Origin of the sequence: Sphingobacterium sp. UBA865, from assembly GCF_002295765.1 — a bacterium.
GTDB lineage: Bacteria > Bacteroidota > Bacteroidia > Sphingobacteriales > Sphingobacteriaceae > Sphingobacterium > Sphingobacterium multivorum.
In genome coordinates this window covers 56,779-74,038 of the sequence record NZ_DBGB01000031.1, presented here as the reverse complement: position 1 = coordinate 74,038, position 17,260 = coordinate 56,779, and the positions used below count along the sequence as shown (strand labels likewise).

General features: G+C 40.3%; 17 protein-coding genes. 14 read left to right on the top strand and 3 right to left on the bottom strand.

What is annotated here, in order from left to right; translation table 11 throughout:
• Window positions 1-3: 3 nt before the first annotated feature.
• Both B2O97_RS16355 and B2O97_RS16350 read left to right on the top strand, forming a co-directional pair.
• Window positions 4-882 carry a rhomboid family intramembrane serine protease gene (locus tag B2O97_RS16355; protein WP_088163151.1) on the top strand — a complete coding sequence of 293 codons (879 nt, stop codon included), beginning with the start codon at window positions 4-6 and terminating at the stop codon, window positions 880-882.
• Complete coding sequence (locus tag B2O97_RS16350; protein WP_236560300.1) at window positions 827-1,990, top strand: endonuclease/exonuclease/phosphatase family protein; 1,164 nt, start codon at window positions 827-829, stop codon at window positions 1,988-1,990. The genes B2O97_RS16355 and B2O97_RS16350 overlap by 56 nt, the downstream gene beginning before the upstream one ends.
• On the opposite strand, the gene B2O97_RS16345 is transcribed toward B2O97_RS16350, so the two are convergent.
• On the bottom strand, window positions 1,980-3,602 hold the full coding sequence (locus B2O97_RS16345) for a S41 family peptidase (protein WP_115046468.1): 1,623 nt from the start codon (window positions 3,600-3,602) through the stop codon (window positions 1,980-1,982). The two genes, B2O97_RS16350 and B2O97_RS16345, sit on opposite strands and share 11 nt — an antisense overlap.
• A gap of 306 nt (window positions 3,603-3,908) precedes the next feature.
• Here B2O97_RS16345 and B2O97_RS16340 point away from each other — a divergent pair, with 306 nt between their 5' ends.
• The 5 genes from B2O97_RS16340 to B2O97_RS16320 all read left to right on the top strand — a co-directional run bounded on the left by B2O97_RS16340 (window position 3,909) and on the right by B2O97_RS16320 (window position 8,789).
• Window positions 3,909-4,478, top strand: coding sequence for a hypothetical protein (locus tag B2O97_RS16340; RefSeq protein WP_046673680.1), 570 nt, complete (start codon window positions 3,909-3,911; stop codon window positions 4,476-4,478).
• Between the two features lie 141 nt (window positions 4,479-4,619).
• Window positions 4,620-6,017 (top strand): class II fumarate hydratase, encoded by a 1,398-nt coding sequence (gene fumC / locus B2O97_RS16335; protein ID WP_070570264.1) that lies wholly within the window; start codon window positions 4,620-4,622, stop codon window positions 6,015-6,017.
• A 48-nt stretch (window positions 6,018-6,065) separates the two neighbouring features.
• Entirely contained in the window at window positions 6,066-6,554 is a 489-nt protein-coding gene (locus tag B2O97_RS16330; RefSeq protein ID WP_236560302.1) for a fumarate hydratase, read from the top strand.
• 63 nt (window positions 6,555-6,617) lie between these two features.
• Window positions 6,618-7,772, top strand: a complete 1,155-nt coding sequence (locus tag B2O97_RS16325; protein ID WP_070570268.1) for an MFS transporter — start codon at window positions 6,618-6,620, stop codon at window positions 7,770-7,772.
• Window positions 7,773-7,787: 15 nt separating this feature from the next.
• Complete coding sequence (locus tag B2O97_RS16320) at window positions 7,788-8,789, top strand: acyltransferase (RefSeq protein WP_070570270.1); 1,002 nt, start codon at window positions 7,788-7,790, stop codon at window positions 8,787-8,789.
• A gap of 21 nt (window positions 8,790-8,810) precedes the next feature.
• Here the strand turns inward: B2O97_RS16320 and B2O97_RS16315 are convergent, their stop codons facing one another.
• Window positions 8,811-9,275: a copper resistance protein NlpE gene (locus B2O97_RS16315; protein ID WP_115049384.1), complete on the bottom strand. Its 465-nt coding sequence runs from the start codon at window positions 9,273-9,275 to the stop codon at window positions 8,811-8,813.
• 191 nt (window positions 9,276-9,466) lie between these two features.
• On the bottom strand, window positions 9,467-9,841 hold the full coding sequence (locus B2O97_RS16310) for a DUF3127 domain-containing protein (protein ID WP_070570272.1): 375 nt from the start codon (window positions 9,839-9,841) through the stop codon (window positions 9,467-9,469).
• Window positions 9,842-9,918: 77 nt separating this feature from the next.
• Here B2O97_RS16310 and B2O97_RS16305 point away from each other — a divergent pair, with 77 nt between their 5' ends.
• The 7 genes from B2O97_RS16305 (at window position 9,919) to B2O97_RS16275 (ending at window position 17,093) form a co-directional block, all read left to right on the top strand.
• The gene (locus tag B2O97_RS16305; protein ID WP_046673747.1) at window positions 9,919-11,097 is read left to right on the top strand and encodes a THUMP domain-containing class I SAM-dependent RNA methyltransferase; all 1,179 of its coding nucleotides are present in this window, start codon (window positions 9,919-9,921) and stop codon (window positions 11,095-11,097) included.
• Window positions 11,090-11,737, top strand: a complete 648-nt coding sequence (locus B2O97_RS16300) for an HD domain-containing protein (protein WP_046673674.1) — start codon at window positions 11,090-11,092, stop codon at window positions 11,735-11,737. Before B2O97_RS16305 ends, B2O97_RS16300 begins: the two co-directional genes overlap by 8 nt.
• Before the next feature lie 251 nt (window positions 11,738-11,988).
• Window positions 11,989-12,756 (top strand): glycerophosphodiester phosphodiesterase, encoded by a 768-nt coding sequence (locus tag B2O97_RS16295; protein WP_070570274.1) that lies wholly within the window; start codon window positions 11,989-11,991, stop codon window positions 12,754-12,756.
• Between the two features lie 173 nt (window positions 12,757-12,929).
• A complete protein-coding gene (locus tag B2O97_RS16290; protein WP_070570276.1) occupies window positions 12,930-13,766 on the top strand; it encodes an endonuclease/exonuclease/phosphatase family protein in 837 nt (278 codons plus the stop codon).
• A 228-nt stretch (window positions 13,767-13,994) separates the two neighbouring features.
• Window positions 13,995-14,813, top strand: a complete 819-nt coding sequence (locus B2O97_RS16285) for a DUF4197 domain-containing protein (protein WP_070570278.1) — start codon at window positions 13,995-13,997, stop codon at window positions 14,811-14,813.
• A gap of 436 nt (window positions 14,814-15,249) precedes the next feature.
• Window positions 15,250-16,512: a peptidase T gene (pepT, locus tag B2O97_RS16280; RefSeq protein WP_070570281.1), complete on the top strand. Its 1,263-nt coding sequence runs from the start codon at window positions 15,250-15,252 to the stop codon at window positions 16,510-16,512.
• A 17-nt stretch (window positions 16,513-16,529) separates the two neighbouring features.
• Complete coding sequence (locus tag B2O97_RS16275; RefSeq protein WP_236560304.1) at window positions 16,530-17,093, top strand: nitroreductase family protein; 564 nt, start codon at window positions 16,530-16,532, stop codon at window positions 17,091-17,093.
• Window positions 17,094-17,260 lie beyond the last annotated feature (167 nt).

Here is a 17,260-nt window from a genome sequence, read left to right as displayed (position 1 = left end):
GCAATGAATAACATCGGTTTAAAAGATTTTTGGAGACAAACCTATAAAACTGGCTCGCCCGTACCTTTGGTGATCAGTATTCAGGTCTGTTTATTTGTCCTCATTTATTTTTTAGACCTGCTCTTCGAATTAAAAATTGTACCACAAAGCTTTTTGGAACCTACGGTGCGTCTATTAAGTTTACCGAGTAATTTCTCAAGCTTTATTGCACAACCCTGGTCATTGGTTACATCGAATTTCGTTTACGTCAAGCTCTGGACCATACTTTTTGATAGTCTCTGGCTCTATTGGGTCGGTCAGATCTTCTTTACCTTCTTAAACAAACGGCAATTTCTATTTGTCTATATCGCCTCATGGCTGCTCGGCAGCGTGCTCTATATGGGCTTTGGGTCACTTATTCCCATGCCAAGTAACTTACAGCTTATGGGAGGTTCTCTTCCCCTGGCAGCGGTATTAGCCGCGATTGTGACTTTGGTTCCCAAGTACGAATTACGCTTTCTCCTTATTGGTACTGTTAAGCTAAAATTAGTGGCTATTATTTATTTTGGATTGGAATTCCTTACCCTTACGATGACCAATCGACCTGCTGCCATTTCGTATTTTGCAGTTATACTTTTTGGAATGGGATTCACTTATGCGCTAAAATCGGGAATGGACTGGTCTACGATTTTTCAGAAAAAACAACAGAAGCCTGCAAAAATGAAAGTCGTTGTAGGTAACAATATTCCGACAAATCGGAAACATCGTTATGACTTACCCAATCAGGACGAAATCGATGCTATCTTAGATAAAATTTCTGTTTCTGGCTACGACAGTCTAACGAACCATGAAAAAGAAACGCTCTTTAGGGCAAGCAATAGTGGTGACAAGGTTGATGGATAAAAGGACATTTTTAAGAAGAAAACTGGGCTTTATAAGTAAAACAATGTTCCTGGCAAATATGCTTGCGATCGTTGCATTGCTTATGAGCTATTCGGCTACCTTCATTAATCCCAAATCCTTTTGGCCAATTGCATTTATGGGCCTGGGCTACCTTCCAATTCTCCTTATCAATATTGGATTTATCTTTTACTGGCTACTCCGCAAACGAAAAATTGCACTTTATTCACTCGTTACAATCCTCATTGGATGGCCTTTTTTAACTAAGCATTGGAATATTCGCAAAGAGAATGCCCCTGTATCATCGGAGGTACGTACGCTTCGCATCATGACTTTCAATGCTCATCTGTTCAAGAAGGTAAACGATGAGAAAAAGAACTTTAAAGCCGACGTTGTCCGCATTATTGACAGCATCTCTCCTGATGTGATCTGCTTTCAGGAATATATTAGCAAGATTAAGGGAAAACATGTTTTCTCTGAGGAATTCAAAGATAAATTGGGATATGACTATTTTTTCTTTGAACCGAGCTCTAAAAACGATTATGAGGCGTATGGAATGGCTGTTCTTTCGCGTTTCCCGATCTATGATTCAGGAACCATCAGAGACAACGATTACGGAATCAACCGGATTAGTTATGTTGATATCAAAAAACAGGACACCCTGATCCGCATCTACAATATACATCTACGTTCTTTTGCGCTGCAAAATGAAGACAAGGAATTTATCCAAAACCTGTCCAATAATAATGAATCGGATAATTCGAGGACCCGTAAATTGAGCCGCAAACTTAAGAATGCCTTCGAGCTACGCAGCGAACAGGCGCATTCGTTAAAGAAGCACATGAATGAATGTCAATATCCTTATATTGCCGTAGGTGATTTCAACGATACGCCAATGAGCTACTCGGTCAATCTAATTGGAGACAGGCTGTATAATGCATTTAAGGAGAAAGGTAATGGCTGGGGAGTAACCCATCATGCCCTGCTTCCGATCTTTCAGATCGACTATATTTTTGCTAGCCAGAAATTTCAGGTAATGAATTATCAGATTGTCAAACAGAAATTATCGGATCATTACCCCGTGTGGTCTGATCTTAGGCTTAAACCTTAGGCATCTGATAACCCAATGTTTTAAGACCTATTTCAATAAATTTATCCCTTCGGTTTTTGATTTTGTAATATGCTTCACGACCAAAATAATAGCGACCGACCAAGGCCTCGATATCGGATTGAATCAAATCATGTAAGTTTTTTGCTTCTTTGGCGGTGACCGAAATCCGCTTCTGACTGTTGAGATATGAAATAAATAGATCAAATTCTGTTGTCGGTAAGTGGTAACCGCTAATAAAATTCTCGATAGAATATGCGGGCAAATGTTTCGTGAAGCGATCATAAACAAATTCTTCGATCGCATTGGAATGAAATATCTCGCGGTATTTGGCACTGGTTTCGTTGGTGTCAATCGGAATAGTAACATCCGGAAGAATACCACCACCACCAAAAACAAGTTTCCCTTTGCTGGTGGTAAACATTTCTTTTTGGCTGAATTCAGTGTCCATCGTCCATAAATCGAAGCCTGTCATGTATTTCGCAGCATCAAAATTGGCGCGTGTGTATTTTCGCTGAATGCATCTTCCAAGAGGGGTATAGTAGCGAGCTACAGTCAGATTGATTGCAGAGCCATCCGAAAAGTCAAATTGTTCTTGTACTAAGCCTTTACCATAGGACCTGCGGCCGACAATCGTTGCCCGATCCAGATCCTGAAGAGCACCGCTCAAGATTTCGCTTGCTGATGCCGTACTTTCATTGATTAGCACAATGACACGGCCATCACCAAAATCGCCAGCTTTCTCCGAATAGAAATCCTGGCGCAGCTCATTGGCACCCTCGGTATACATCAACAATCTTTTTTCTTTAAAAAATTGCCCCGCCAGATCAATCGCCGTATGGACAAATCCACCACCATTGTTACGCAGATCCAAAATAAGATCCTGCGCCCCACTTTTCCGTAAATCTATGAGCGACTGTCTGAATTCGTCTGCTGTCTTATGCCCAAATCTCCGAATTTTCACATAAGCTGTTTTCGGAGCGATCATATAGGATGCATCTAAGCTGGAAACATTTACCTGATCGCGAATGACTTTTATTGGATTGGCCATTACCACTCCATTACGTTGAATAGCAATCAATACAGCTGTTCCTTTCTTTCCACGGATTAACCTTTCAATTTCGGAATCGGTTACCTTTCTTCCGACAAGATCCTTATTCCCGATCTTTAAAATGCGGTCGCCGATACGCATACCTGCTTTTTCAGCGGGACCAGCAGCAACCATTCCAACAACAAGTAGCGTATCTTTCAGACGGAAATACTCCACACCGATACCATCAAATGTTCCTTCAAGCGTTTCCTGCTTTGCAAGCACTTGATTCGGCCTTAAAAAGGTGGAGAAAGGATCTAAACGGGATACGACATGTTCAATGGCTTCGTCTTGAACGGTATCTATACTGACATTATCAACGTAATTCTCAGCAATTAATTGAATGAGATATTGTAATTTGTCCGAGTTGCCATTCGAGCGTAGACTCGAAAAGGTTGTTTTTTGGTTGCTTCCCTGCTCCTCGGCATAATTTTGCCCCAACAGCAAGCCAAGAAGCAATACTGCAGCATATGTAGCGGCTACAAAAATATTTCGTTTAATACTTTCTGCATGGGAAATCTTCATGAATTATCGAAGATGAGACAAACTATTCAACAATTAATTACTTCATCAAAAATAGCAAGTTTATTCGGTTAAACGAGCACCTGAACCCATATTTTTACATTAAAAATAAAAAGTTCCCTTCCTTGTTTTCAGGCGGAAACAGCGTCTTCCATGGCTAGAAGTCTTTGTAAAAAATTAAAAAATAACAACAGAACAGCCGATAAGGGCACCGAACATTTAATTTCAACAGATGAAGATGATGTCTATAATTTAACTTGCAAATGCGCGTAAATTTATCTTAGTTTGAATTGAAAAAGATTCCACTTTATGCACGAAATCGAACCTTATTACAACTGGCGGGACTATTACATTGCCGCTGAAGATGAACAATCCCCATTTTATGGTACAATCTATAGCGAATTCGATTTTGACAAGCAGATCTATAATTTTCTTTTGCACCCACAATGGGACGAATTCGGTTCGCTTACCTTATATCTAAAAATACTATTTGTGGACTATGAAAAACAATACTGTATTATCGAGCTGATTGGTGAATGGAATGATGCGATCTACAATGATATTATGTTGCTCAAGCGAGAAATTATCGATGTATTGATCAGTCAAGGCATCAAGTATTTTATTCTAATCGGGGAGAATGTACTGAATTTTCATGCTTCAGACGACTCTTACTATGAGGAATGGTTTCAGGATATCGATGATGGCTGGATTGCTGGCGTCGGTTTCCGTGAACATGTGATCGAAGAGTTCCAGCAACAGAATATAGATTATTACATTAATTTCGGTGGCGCATTGAATGAGCTACCTTGGCGGGCATTAAAACCGAAACAAGTTTTCCACCATGTGAATGATTCCTTAACAAAACGTCTTGGTTTTTAGATCTGCTTATTGGGTTTTATTCTCAATCCTTATTCTTTAATCCTTGCTCTTTACTGTATTATCCTGTAACTTTGTAATTGATGTATTAGGTGCTTCGCACATATACTTATAATTTTTACGTTTTACTTATACTTACATACTATGTCATTCAGAATTGAAAAAGACACGATGGGTGAAGTTCAAGTCCCTGCAGACAAATACTGGGGTGCACAGACAGAGCGTTCACGCAACAACTTTAAAATCGGACCGGCAGCTTCGATGCCACACGAAATCGTCGCAGGCTTTGCTTATTTGAAAAAAGCAGCTGCTTATGCTAACCACGAGTTGGGGGTATTACCTGTAGAGAAACGTGATGCAATCGCTACCGTATGTGATGAGATCTTAGCGGGCAAATTGGATGACCAATTCCCATTGGTTATCTGGCAAACGGGTTCAGGTACACAATCCAATATGAATGTAAATGAGGTTGTCGCAAACCGTGCACAAGTATTGGCTGGACATAAGATCGGTGAAGGCGAACCTGTGTTAAAAGCAAATGATGATGTAAATAAATCGCAATCATCTAACGATACTTTCCCTACAGGAATGCATATCGCGGCGTATAAAGCTGTTGCAGAGGTTACAATTCCAGGTGTAGAAAAATTGCGTGACACATTAGCTAAAAAAGCTGAAGAGTTTAAAAATGTCGTAAAAATTGGCCGTACACACTTAATGGATGCTACTCCGTTGACTTTAGGTCAAGAGATTTCAGGTTATGTCGCACAATTGAACCATGGTCTGAAAGCTTTAAGAAATACACTTTCGCATTTATCAGAACTTGCATTGGGAGGTACTGCAGTAGGGACAGGATTAAATACTCCAAAGGGGTATGACGTTGTCGTTGCTAAATATATCGCCGAATTTACAGGCCTACCTTTCGTAACCGCTGAAAACAAATTTGAGGCATTGGCAGCTCATGACGCAATCGTTGAAACACACGGTGCATTAAAGCAATTGGCTGTAGCATTAAATAAAATTGCAAACGATATCCGTATGTTGGCTTCTGGCCCACGCTCAGGTATCGGTGAAATCCTGATCCCGGAGAACGAACCAGGATCATCGATTATGCCAGGTAAAGTTAATCCAACGCAATGTGAAGCATTGACAATGGTCGCGGCACAAGTGATGGGTAATGATGTGGCTATTACGATTGGTGGAACGCAAGGTCACTATGAACTAAACGTGTTCAAACCATTGATGGCGGCAAACTTCTTGCAATCTGCTCGCCTATTAGGGGATGCTTGTGTTTCATTTGAAGAGCACTGTGCAGCTGGTATTGAGCCGAACTACAAACGCATCAAAGAATTGGTTGACAACTCATTGATGCTGGTAACCGCTCTAAACACAAAAATTGGTTATTATAAATCGGCAGAAATCGCGCAGACAGCGCATAAAAATGGCACTACGCTTAAAGAAGAAGCAGTGCGTTTAGGTTATGTGACTCCTGAAGATTTCGATGCTTGGGTAAAACCAGAAGATATGGTTGGAAGTTTAAAATAAGCTGTGACTTTTATTTCAATAAAAAATATACGAACAAAAACATACCTATTGGCGCTTGCCATAGGTATGTTTTTCTTTTTTACAGCCTGCAAATTCAATTCGGATATGCAGAGCGAAGGTGCCCCCTTTTTACAGGGAGAATGGGTCCAAGACAGCATTCCTGGACAGCAGCAGATGATGCAATACACCTTGACCGACTTCAAGTTTACCTGTGACTCTGTTTACGCGACCATGCACGTCAACAATAAAGTACAAACCATACCAGATAGCTGTTACAAAAATGGCTCCTGGACAGAACATGCAAAAGGTATTTATGTTTTGCGCGGAGACTCCATCATTGTCGATGGTATCTATACCAAGGAGAATGGCAAACAGAAGATTTCAGGTTGCTATCTTTCCGGTCAGTATATCCCCCGCTTTAAAGTCGTTTATCATACTGCAGATTCGGTGGTACTGGAAAGCAGGTTAGATCAACGTCAGATCATCTTAAGAAAGACTAAAAATATTACTTGTGTCCCTCAAAAAAGGTATCAATAATTTTTAGTACAATCTATTTACTATCTTCGTACCATTATCGTACAACCTCAACCTTAAAATACAATGAACAAAGGAATTATCGCTTTGGCATTTGGCGGACTTGCCATCGGAATGACCGAATTCACGATGATGGGCATCCTGCCTGACATTGCCAAAGATCTTCATATCGAAATCCCTACCGCTGCTCACCTGATTGCACTCTACGCACTGGGTGTCGTTGTAGGTGCCCCAACATTAGTGCTATTTACAGGAAAATATCCTCCGAAGAAGGTATTACTCTTTTTAATGCTGCTCTTTTTTATCTTCAATGGCCTTTTCAGTATTGCACCGGGACAGTTTTTGATTAGTCTCTCCCGTTTTATGGCCGGACTTCCCCATGGAGCATTTTTTGGTGTTGGGTCTGTCGTGGCAGCAAGACTGGCTCCGAAAGGAAAAGAAGCACAGGCTATATCCATTATGTTTACCGGAATGACTATTGCCAATTTGGCTGGAGTACCACTCGGCACCTATTTAGGCCATCATTATTCATGGCGTTTAACGTATGGTATTATCAGTATATTGGGATTAATCACTTTTGCAGCAATTTATGCATGGATGCCAAAAATTGAGGCCGCCAAAGGAAATAATATCTTTAGTCAGTTAAACTTCTTCAACAAAAAAATTGCCTGGTTATTAATGGCTATTATTGCCATAGGCACCGGTGGACTTTTCGCCTGGATCAGCTACATCGCGCCTTTGGTGACCAATGTGTCGGGCATCGCTGCTGATCGTGTCCCCTTGATTATGATCCTGATCGGTGTTGGTATGTTTTTCGGAAATCTTATCGGCGGAAAACTGGCTGATACAATCTCCCCAACCAAAGCGGCAATCGCGAGTTTCTCCGCTATGGCGATATGCCTTGTGATGGTCTACTTTATATCACCACTGGGCTGGACAGCCTATCCTTTAGCCTTTATTACAGGACTGGTGTCCTTCACTATTGGTTCGCCGACACAACTGATGTTGATCCGCGCCTCAAAAGAAGCAGCAACATTGGCCGCAGCAGGTGGTCAGGCAGCCTTTAACCTCGGGAATACCTTAGGTGCATTTTTAGGTGGAATCCCAATAACCTGGGGTTTAGCTTATAATACACCTTCCCTCGTTGGTGTGGGCATGGCGAGCATTGGAGCACTCCTGACTTTGCTATATTTGAAAGTCTACGACAATAAAACTCAATAAAAACAGCATAATCAAATGGCGCGAACAAGTTATATCAGTATACTACGTATTGTTGCGATATTCCTCGTTATCTTGATTCATTCCTCTTCGGGCTACTTAAACAGCAATGAATTTGAATCATTCGACTGGAGTTATGCCAATTGGCTCAATAGCTTCTCGCGCTTTGCGGTACCCCTGTTTGTCGTTATTTCAGGTGCCCTCCTGTTGCAGAAAGACGAAAGTACGGGACAATTTTATCGGAAACGTTTATTGAAAATTGTCCCGCCTTTTCTTTTTTGGAGCATCGTCTATCTTTTCTATTATTTTGTCCGTTATATCGATTTTGACTATATCGGTTTTCCACAAGTTATCAACATTGTGTTAATTCGCTTAAAGTCAGGAACGAATGCGCACCTTTGGTACCTATATATGATACTTGGGCTCTACCTTGCAGTTCCTTTCATACGCAAAATTGTGGGCAACTGCAGTAAGAGAGAGCTTGAGATCTTTTTGGGATTGTGGTTTGCAGCGTTATTTTTTACGAATAAATGGTTCAATAGTTACCTACCTAATTTTGACCTGACCTTTTTCTCGGGTTATGCAGGCTATTTGGTCTTGGGCCATTACTTACGTAATTACCCTATCCCAATGGTAAAATTGTCAAGTTTTACATTTTTTCTGATCTGCTGTTTAATTACAGCATCGGGGACATATTATCTAAGTAGCTCCCGAGGTGAATTTGATCCGACACTTTACAACTATCTTTCCCCCAACATCGCATTGAGTGCAGGCTTTTTATTCGTCTTCGTGCAAGGCCTTAAGCTCCCAGAACAACTCAACGCCTTCTGGGAATTTATCGACATCCACAGCTTTGGCATTTACCTTTGCCATATTTTGCTGCTCAATTATATTCATCCTTTGCTTCCTTTATCCACTTTGTGGAAAATCCCGGCAGCAACGGTGCTCACGTTGTTGGCTAGCGCCCTACTGACCTATTTATTACGAAAAGTTCCATACGGTAAATACATCAGTGGCTAATTCCGTTATCGGAGCTTCGTTTTACAATTTCTCGCCTTCGACCTTATTGTATACATAAAGATGCGCATTGGGGCCTTCAATCGCATGGCCTTCCTGATCTAGCCCAATCAGCTTGTTTTCACCCACCTTCAGTTTCATATTTGTTTCCTTCCCTGTGAGATGAACAACGGATCCGTTGTCGTGCCACATGACTTTACCACTATCTTCGACCTTGGTATTTTTATTAATATATTCACTGACGATGGCAAAGGTATTATCATTTTTTAAGGTGATATTTGTTTTGATACCTTCACAATCAGCACAGGGAATAGTAGCTTCATAGGTACCGGCCCAATCCAACGAATTCTGAGATGTATGGGCAGTATCCACCGCCACAGTCTCATGTGCAGTGGAATCTGCGGTTGTATGCTGACTATCTTTTGAGGTTTGATTACATGCACTTAGCGAAATCATTGCTAAGCAAGAGAACAATACGGTTAATTTCATATCTGTTGTTTTTGATGTACGATACCATATAGCAAGCAATTTCAGCGCCAAGAAAAATCAGGCACGCCTACTGGATTCCAAAGAAAAAAGGCTTCTTGAGGAAGCCTTTCTATCGTAAATAACTGTATTGCGAACAGTTTAAATAATCTATTTGCTACCGCGTGGCGATAGGCTATACAATCCTATTCAGATTAAAATGGTAGATCGTCATCATCTGATGAACCCGCCAAATCTACAGGGGCAGGCATATCTGCGTAACCTGGAGAAGATGGAGCTGGAGCAGCATTACCTAATTTTGTAACACGCCATGCTACTAATGAATTGAAATAAGTTGTTACGCCATCTTTATTAGTCCAAGGACGACCACGAAGATTAAAAGATACTTCTACCTCTTCACCAATTGCAAGGTTATCAAAAATTGACGTTCTGTCTTGTGTTGCCTCAAAACGGATATACTCAACAAATTGTGGGTTTTCGGCATAAGCTACAATCATATCGCGTTTTTTGAATGATTCTGTCACTTGTTGTGTCGCTCCTATCTCGTGTACTTTTCCTCTAATTTCCATAATCAAAAAAATAAATATTAAAGCGTAAAATTAAGCAATTTTTGAGGAAGAGTTTAATTAACTTTGTACAAAATATGATGGAAGTTTTCAACACCCCCAATAAAGTTATTATAACGTGCAATAAGCGCTTATCACCTTATTTGCAACAGGAAGTTAAAGAGTTAGGTTTTGACATTGTCAGGGCATTCCCTACAGGCGTAGAATTAAAGGTCAGTATAAACGATACGATCAAGCTTAATCTGAACCTACGCACAGCCTCTCAGATTTTGTATTCGTTAAAGGAGTTTACAGCCAATAATCCGACGGAGCTCTATGAAGAATTGAGTAAAATTGCCTGGGAAGAACTTATTCAATTTGACGGATATTTCTCTGTCAGCTCTAATGTTGATAATGAGACAATCAGCACGCCTTTATTTGCAAACGTAAAGGTTAAGGATGCAATTGTGGACCGTATAAAGGAAAAAAAAGGTCTGCGCCCTAATTCAGGTCCGGACAATAATAAAGCGGTTGTCCACTTGTACTGGAAAGATGACCGTGCTGAAATTTTTCTCGATACCTCAGGCGAGACACTGGCAAAACATGGTTACCGTAAGATCCCTGGAAAAGCGCCAATGCTGGAAGCTCTTGCAGCCTCAACAATTATTGCTTCCAAATGGGATGGTAATTCACCTTTTGTAAATCCGATGTGTGGATCCGGAACTTTAGCCATTGAGGCGGCACTGATAGCAACAAACAGAAAACCAGGGTTGCTGCGCATGAACTATTCATTTATGCATTTCATCGGTTATGATGAAACAGTTTTCTTCCAGGAGCGCCGACTACTCAAAGATCAGATCAATAAAAAAGCGGCTCCACAAATTATTGCAAGCGATATTTCAGAGGAGGCAATCAACGTCTCAAAGATGAATGCAAGAACTGCTGGTGTGGAGCAATTAATTTCGTTTGAAGTATGCGATTTTGCCGAAACACACGTTCCTAAAGAAGGTGGTGTCATTTTATTCAATCCTGAATACGGTGAACGTCTGGGCACGCACAGCAAGTTAGAGATTACCTATAAGCGTATGGGGGATTTCATGAAACAGGAGTGCAAAGGTTATAGAGGCTATATATTTACCGGAAATCCAGATCTGGCAAAGAAAATCGGGCTACGTGCGTCCCGACGCATAGAATTTTATAATGGTAAATTAGATTGTAGATTATTAGAATACGAATTATACGAGGGTACTCGCGAAAAAACAAAAGTATTGTATGAATAACATTATTGAGCGCACAGTAGCATTTGTGCAAGATCGATTGAAATTTGCAGAAGCAGGCCACGATTGGTCGCATATTCAACGCGTATGGAACAATACGAAGTTAATTTTAGAAGATGAAGAAGCGGATGTTATGGTCTGCGAATTGGCGGCACTGTTACATGACATCGCTGACAGTAAATTCCATGATGGTGATGAAACAATAGGCCCTCGTGTTGCCGGAGAGTTTTTGGCAAGTCTAGAAATTTCACCTGAAATCATTGACCATGTGAAGAAAATCATCTTCAATATGTCTTTCAAAGCAAGTTTGGGGGAAGTGTCATTTCATTCAAAAGAGATGGAAATCGTGCAAGATGCAGATCGTTTGGATGCTATCGGTGCAATAGGCATTGCCCGTGCGTTTAGCTTTGGTGGTAATAAAGGCCGTGAGATGTATAATCCGAACATTCCTGTTCAAGAATATAAGGATAAGGAAGCGTACAAACATTCGGAAGCTCCTACAATCAATCACTTCTACGAAAAGCTATTATTGTTAAAGAATAAGATGAATACAGAGGCTGCAAAAAAAATAGCAGCACATCGTCATGACTATATGCTCAACTTTCTGGATGAGTTTATGGCTGAATGGAATGGTAAAAAATAAATTACACTTAACAATTCCTAAATATAAAAGTGGTACTTTAGATCTTGTACATCGAGATAAAAAGTACCACTTTTTTTGTTCCATGTAAAATCAGCTTTTAAACAAATTTGTAAGAAACGATCCTGTCACCAAGGTCGATTTTTACTGCTAGTATCGTAATCGGTATTATAAATACGTAGAATAGGAATAAATCACCGAGTGAAACGTGCACATTATGCCGTTGAAAACAAACACTCATACATAATTATAGCATGAAAAAACATATTTTTAGCTGTCTGACACTGGCTATGGTAATCTCATCCTCCGCATTATTCGCACAAACGAAAGCCATTGCACATCGTGGCGTATGGAAAAACAGCCATCTTCCGCAAAATTCCATTGCTTCCTTAACAGCGGCCCACGAACTCAAGCTCTTCGGATCCGAGTTTGATGTACATTTGACCAAAGACAATATTCTTGTGGTCAACCATGACAATGATTTCTATGGCATTGATATCGCAACGGCAACCTACAAAGAGCTCTTAGAAAAGAAACATCCTAACGGTGAATCCATTCCCACGTTGGAAGAATATATTAATGTTGGAAAAAAATTAAAGGGTTTACGCCTTATCCTTGAGTTGAAAATCAATAAACTTGGGGTCGAGCGTACGCTTGAAGCGACCACAAAAACGGTTGAAATGGTCAAAAGCTTAAAAGCTGAGAAAATTACGGATTACATTTCCTTCAGCTTTGAAGCTTGTCAAAAGATCCACGAATTGGCTCCTAAGGCTAATATCCAATATCTTACAGGAGATAAATCTCCTTCAGATGTAAAAGCTGCTGGGATTAATGGGGTGGATTATCACTTTTCCGTCTTTAAAAAGAATGCGACATGGCTGAAAGATGCGCATCAACTTGGTATGAAAGTGAATGCATGGACCGTAAACACAGAAGAAGAAATGACAAATCTAATCGATCAGAAAATTGATTTTATTACCACTGATGAACCTGAGTTGTTGCTCCGCATATTAAAGAAATAAGGACAAACCGAGTGAACAAAGGACATTTATAGCGATGAAACTAAACACTCGTGTCGCCCGAGGCAGCATGATTGCCTTTATATAAAGAATAAATGATGAACAAATAACCGAGTGAAACGAGTTCATTTAAACACATGAAGATCACTCATAAATAGCATAAATAATTCAAATAAATGAAAAAAAGTCTTTTTCTCGTTATAGCACTGTGTTTATCTTTCCTATCGTATGGGCAGGAATTTATTGCAGGCAGTTATAATATACGCCAAAGAAATACCGTCGATGTCGATAACATGTGGAACGACCGGAAAGTCCCGCTTACCAATCTGATCAAATACCATGGTTTTGATATCTTTGGTATCCAAGAAGGTTTTTTTGATCAGGTTCAAGATCTCAAAAAGCTCCTTCCTGGATTTGATTACGTGGGTGTAGGTCGCGACGATGGTGCACAAGAGGGCGAGCACTCGGCGATTTATTACAATACAAATCGCTTTAAAGCGATAAAGAGTGGAACTTTCTGGCTTTCAGCCTCAGATACCGAACACCCGAATAAAGGCTGGGATGCAGCACTACCGCGAATCTGTACCTGGGGTATCTTTGAAGACAAGGCCAACAAAAAACGCTTTATCTTTATGAATACACATTTTGACCATATCGGTCGTACTGCACGTACCGAAAGTGCAAAATTGATTCTGACAAAAGCAAAAGAGTTTGCCAAAGATCTACCGCTCATTTTAACCGGAGACTTCAATGTGGATGAACAAGATGAGGCTTATTTTACACTTGCCAATAGCAAAGTAGTTACCGACGTACATGAATTGGCTCCTTTCAAATATGAACCGAATTCTTCCTTCAACGGATGGGGCAAAAGCATCAGACCAACAGGCCGCATAGACCATATCTTTATCACCAAACCTTTCCAGGTAAAAAAATATGGTATCCTGACCGACACCTACATGAATAAATTTCCGTCGGATCACTTTCCAGTAGCAACGACACTCTCCTGGAAATAATGTCTTGTTAATAACAACAACCCTATAACACAAACAGCAGGTTCGCTTAGGATCTGCTGTTTTATTTTGTGGGACAGCTTTTATTTACACCGCATCAGGAATAGGGACTCAGCACGCTGTAGCGTATCTGCTACGATTCCAGACAATAGCTATGTTTCCTGGCAATTGGTTTAAACTTTCACATAAATTAACAGTCGATATGTTTAATTTTGACAGCAAAATAAAAACATGATGAAATTTCCACTATTATATTGTACACTATTTGTCTCCGGATTACTTTATTCCAATGCAAGCGAAGCGCAGATTTTTAAGAAAATCAGTGAGACATTGGCAAAAGCAAATCAGGGCCAGACCGACAGTACCAAAACAACGACAACAACAAATACGACCGCAATAGCATCAAAATCGAATACCTTGGCATCTTTGTCCAATAAGGATGCATCGTTGGGAATCAAACAGGCTTTAAGCAACGGCTTAAATCTGAGTATCGAATCTCTAGCCAAGAAGGATGGTTTTTTGGGAGATGCAGCAGTAAAGATTTTGATGCCTGCCGAAGCACAGAAAGTAGAAAAAACGCTTCATGCTGTTGGGATGGGGAAATTGTGCGATCAGTTTATACAGAGCATGAACAGAGCTGCGGAGGGAGCCGTTAAAGAGGCTGCCCCAGTATTTGTCAATGCACTTTCGAAGATGACGATTACAGATGCAACCAACATTCTTTTAGGCAGCAAAGAAGACGCCGCGACAACGTTTTTTAAAACAAATACATCGACCGAATTAACAAACAAGTTTAGTCCTGTTATCAAATCTGCTATGGGTACAAACAATGTGGACCAGTACTGGACCCAATTGACAACAGCTTACAACAACCTTCCTTTAGGCAATAAAGTGGAGACAAATCTTACGGCATATGTTACGCAGAAAGCAATAGATGGTCTATTTATCAAAGTTGCCGACCAGGAGTCAAAAATTAGACACAACATAGATGGCAGTAGAAATACCAATATCCTGCAGAAGGTATTTGGTTACGCTGATCAAAAGAAATAGAACACGATTTACATGTAAAAAAAGGACCTGTCAATAATTTTATAGGTCCTTTTTTTATCTGAAATTGTCTGGTCTTATTGGCCAGGAAGAACCTTCAGTTTGCTTTCATTGCTGTTGGTGTCTGCGAAGTCATGAAGGTTTTAATTGATGCAGGACCATCATGATTTCTTTTTTCCTATCCATGGATAAACCAAACAGCTCAAAAGATCTCCAGCACAATGCTATCTAGCGATACATTTTCTTTAGCGGTACATTCTCTTTAGGAAAATTAGGATTCTATCCGCTCCGATCCCTTTCTGTTATTGCCCATTTGTTACAATAGCGTCAAACGCATGTATGAAGGGTAAATTGTTTGTAAATGCAACCAAATTAAATTGCAAATAAAAAGCAATTTATCTAAGTTTGACCACCCTTATCACATTAGGGCTATTAGAAAATGAGCACATTTGAGATCAACAACATAAGTGATTTTTCGGTATCCGAAAGATTTCAACGCTATGTACAGATTGACACACAATCTGATGCAAATTCACCAACATGTCCTTCTACAGAAAAGCAAAAGAACCTAGGAAAGTTACTTGTAACGGAGTTGCTGGCATTGGGTATTTCAGACGCGGCAATGGATGAAAATGGATATATTTACGCAACTATTCCATCCAATACCACAAAGCAAGTTCCCGTTATCTGTTTCTGTTCTCATATGGATACATCTCCGGACTCTTCTGGAAAAGATGTAAAACCACTGGTTCATGCTAACTATCAGGGCCAAGATCTTGTGCTTCCTGACGACAATAGTATTATCATCAAATATGCCGAACATCCCGATCTAGCCAATCAAATTGGCCATGATATCATTACAGCGAGTGGCATTACTTTACTCGGTGCAGATGACAAAGCAGGTGTGGCCGAAATCATGGATGCTGCCCGTTTATTAATGAAACACCCTGAAATCAAACATGGTGACATCAAAATTCTTTTTACGCCAGATGAAGAGATTGGTAGAGGTGTTGATAAAGCAGATTTAAAACGTTTAGCAGCAGATTTCGCTTATACCATGGATGGTGAAAGAGCCGGAACCATCGAAGATGAAACATTTTCCGCAGATGGAGCTACATTAACTATTCATGGCGTATCGGTGCATCCAGGTTTTGCTAAAGGGAAGATGCAAAGCGCCATCAAAATCGCCAGTGCTATAATTGAGGCGCTACCGAAAGATAGGCTTTCACCTGAAAGCACCAACAAAAAAGACGGTTTCGTACATCCTGTTCATATCAGTGGATCTGTGGAAAAAGCAGAAATTCAATTTATCGTACGTGATCACGTTACGGCCAATCTCAAGAAACATGAAGATGAACTGGAAGGTATTGCAAAATCAATCGTGGAGCAATATCCAAACTGTACTTATACTTTTGTTGTAAAAGAACAATACCGTAATATGAAAGAAGTGCTGGATCAGCATCCTGAAATTATGGAAATCGGGATGGAAGCCATCAACCGAGCAGGAATGGTAGCCGAAAGAAGAAGTATCCGTGGTGGAACAGATGGCTCCCGTCTTTCGTTTATGGGGCTGCCTTGTCCAAATATTTTTGCCGGAGGGCATGCTTTCCATGGAAAACAAGAGTGGGTAGCTGTACAAGATATGGAAAAAGCCGTCAAAACAATTTTGCATGTTGTATCTTTATGGGAAGAAAAAGCATAAAGGAAAAATAAATTATAATGAAAAACGACGTATTAAAGGCAATACACTACAGAAGATCAGTATTTCAAGCTTCCTTTACTGAAGAAGAAGTCAGTAAAGAAGATATCTTGAGTATCTTGGAAGCGGCCAATGCTGCTCCAACACATAAAAGGACACAACCTTGGCGTTTTGTCATCTTCCGCAAAGAGGGATTGGAACGTTTGGGCACGGAGTTATCACGTATTTACAAATCGGTAACACCAGCAGAGAAGTACACTGAGGCAACAGAAATAACAATGGGCAAAAAAGCAACACAGTCAAACGTTGCGATCGCTATTGTTGTCAATTATACAGGTGAAGTTCCCGAATGGGAAGAATTGGCCTGTACAGCTGCAGCAGTTGAAAACATGTGGTTAGCTGCACACTCGCTAAACATTGGTGGATACTGGGCGACTCCCGGTTTAATCAATCATTTGGGTGGTTTCTTAAATCTCGAAGAAAATCAAAAATGTATTGGTCTATTCTACTTAGGACACCATCAATCTGAGGCGCGCGAACCTATCCGCACACCAATTGCAGATAAAATTCGTTGGGAAGAATAAATCTTCTCAACTTTATAATAAACAGCGAGCGGCTTAGAGGTATCTGAGCCGCTCGCTGTTTATAGGTTAATTAATTATGCATGACGGACCATCAAAACCCATTTTTATTAAATATTTCATAATGAGATCTTAACCATTTAACAATCTTGCAGAGATAATTTCGCAAC

Excerpts from the sequence above, each read along its gene's own strand:
- B2O97_RS16300 (WP_046673674.1), top strand. The coding sequence starts at position 11,090 with ATGAATAACATTATTGAGCGCACAGTAGCATTTGTGCAAGATCGATTG.
- B2O97_RS16355 (WP_088163151.1), top strand. The coding sequence starts at position 4 with ATGAATAACATCGGTTTAAAAGATTTTTGGAGACAAACCTATAAAACT.
- B2O97_RS16285 (WP_070570278.1), top strand. The coding sequence starts at position 13,995 with ATGATGAAATTTCCACTATTATATTGTACACTATTTGTCTCCGGATTA.
- pepT (WP_070570281.1), top strand. The coding sequence starts at position 15,250 with ATGAGCACATTTGAGATCAACAACATAAGTGATTTTTCGGTATCCGAA.
- B2O97_RS16275 (WP_236560304.1), top strand. The coding sequence starts at position 16,530 with ATGAAAAACGACGTATTAAAGGCAATACACTACAGAAGATCAGTATTT.
- B2O97_RS16310 (WP_070570272.1), bottom strand. The coding sequence starts at position 9,841 with ATGGAAATTAGAGGAAAAGTACACGAGATAGGAGCGACACAACAAGTG.
- B2O97_RS16295 (WP_070570274.1), top strand. The coding sequence starts at position 11,989 with ATGAAAAAACATATTTTTAGCTGTCTGACACTGGCTATGGTAATCTCA.
- B2O97_RS16290 (WP_070570276.1), top strand. The coding sequence starts at position 12,930 with ATGAAAAAAAGTCTTTTTCTCGTTATAGCACTGTGTTTATCTTTCCTA.
- B2O97_RS16305 (WP_046673747.1), top strand. The coding sequence starts at position 9,919 with ATGGAAGTTTTCAACACCCCCAATAAAGTTATTATAACGTGCAATAAG.
- B2O97_RS16340 (WP_046673680.1), top strand. The coding sequence starts at position 3,909 with ATGCACGAAATCGAACCTTATTACAACTGGCGGGACTATTACATTGCC.
- B2O97_RS16350 (WP_236560300.1), top strand. The coding sequence starts at position 827 with ATGAAAAAGAAACGCTCTTTAGGGCAAGCAATAGTGGTGACAAGGTTG.
- B2O97_RS16315 (WP_115049384.1), bottom strand. The coding sequence starts at position 9,275 with ATGAAATTAACCGTATTGTTCTCTTGCTTAGCAATGATTTCGCTAAGT.
- B2O97_RS16345 (WP_115046468.1), bottom strand. The coding sequence starts at position 3,602 with ATGAAGATTTCCCATGCAGAAAGTATTAAACGAAATATTTTTGTAGCC.
- fumC (WP_070570264.1), top strand. The coding sequence starts at position 4,620 with ATGTCATTCAGAATTGAAAAAGACACGATGGGTGAAGTTCAAGTCCCT.
- B2O97_RS16320 (WP_070570270.1), top strand. The coding sequence starts at position 7,788 with ATGGCGCGAACAAGTTATATCAGTATACTACGTATTGTTGCGATATTC.
- B2O97_RS16325 (WP_070570268.1), top strand. The coding sequence starts at position 6,618 with ATGAACAAAGGAATTATCGCTTTGGCATTTGGCGGACTTGCCATCGGA.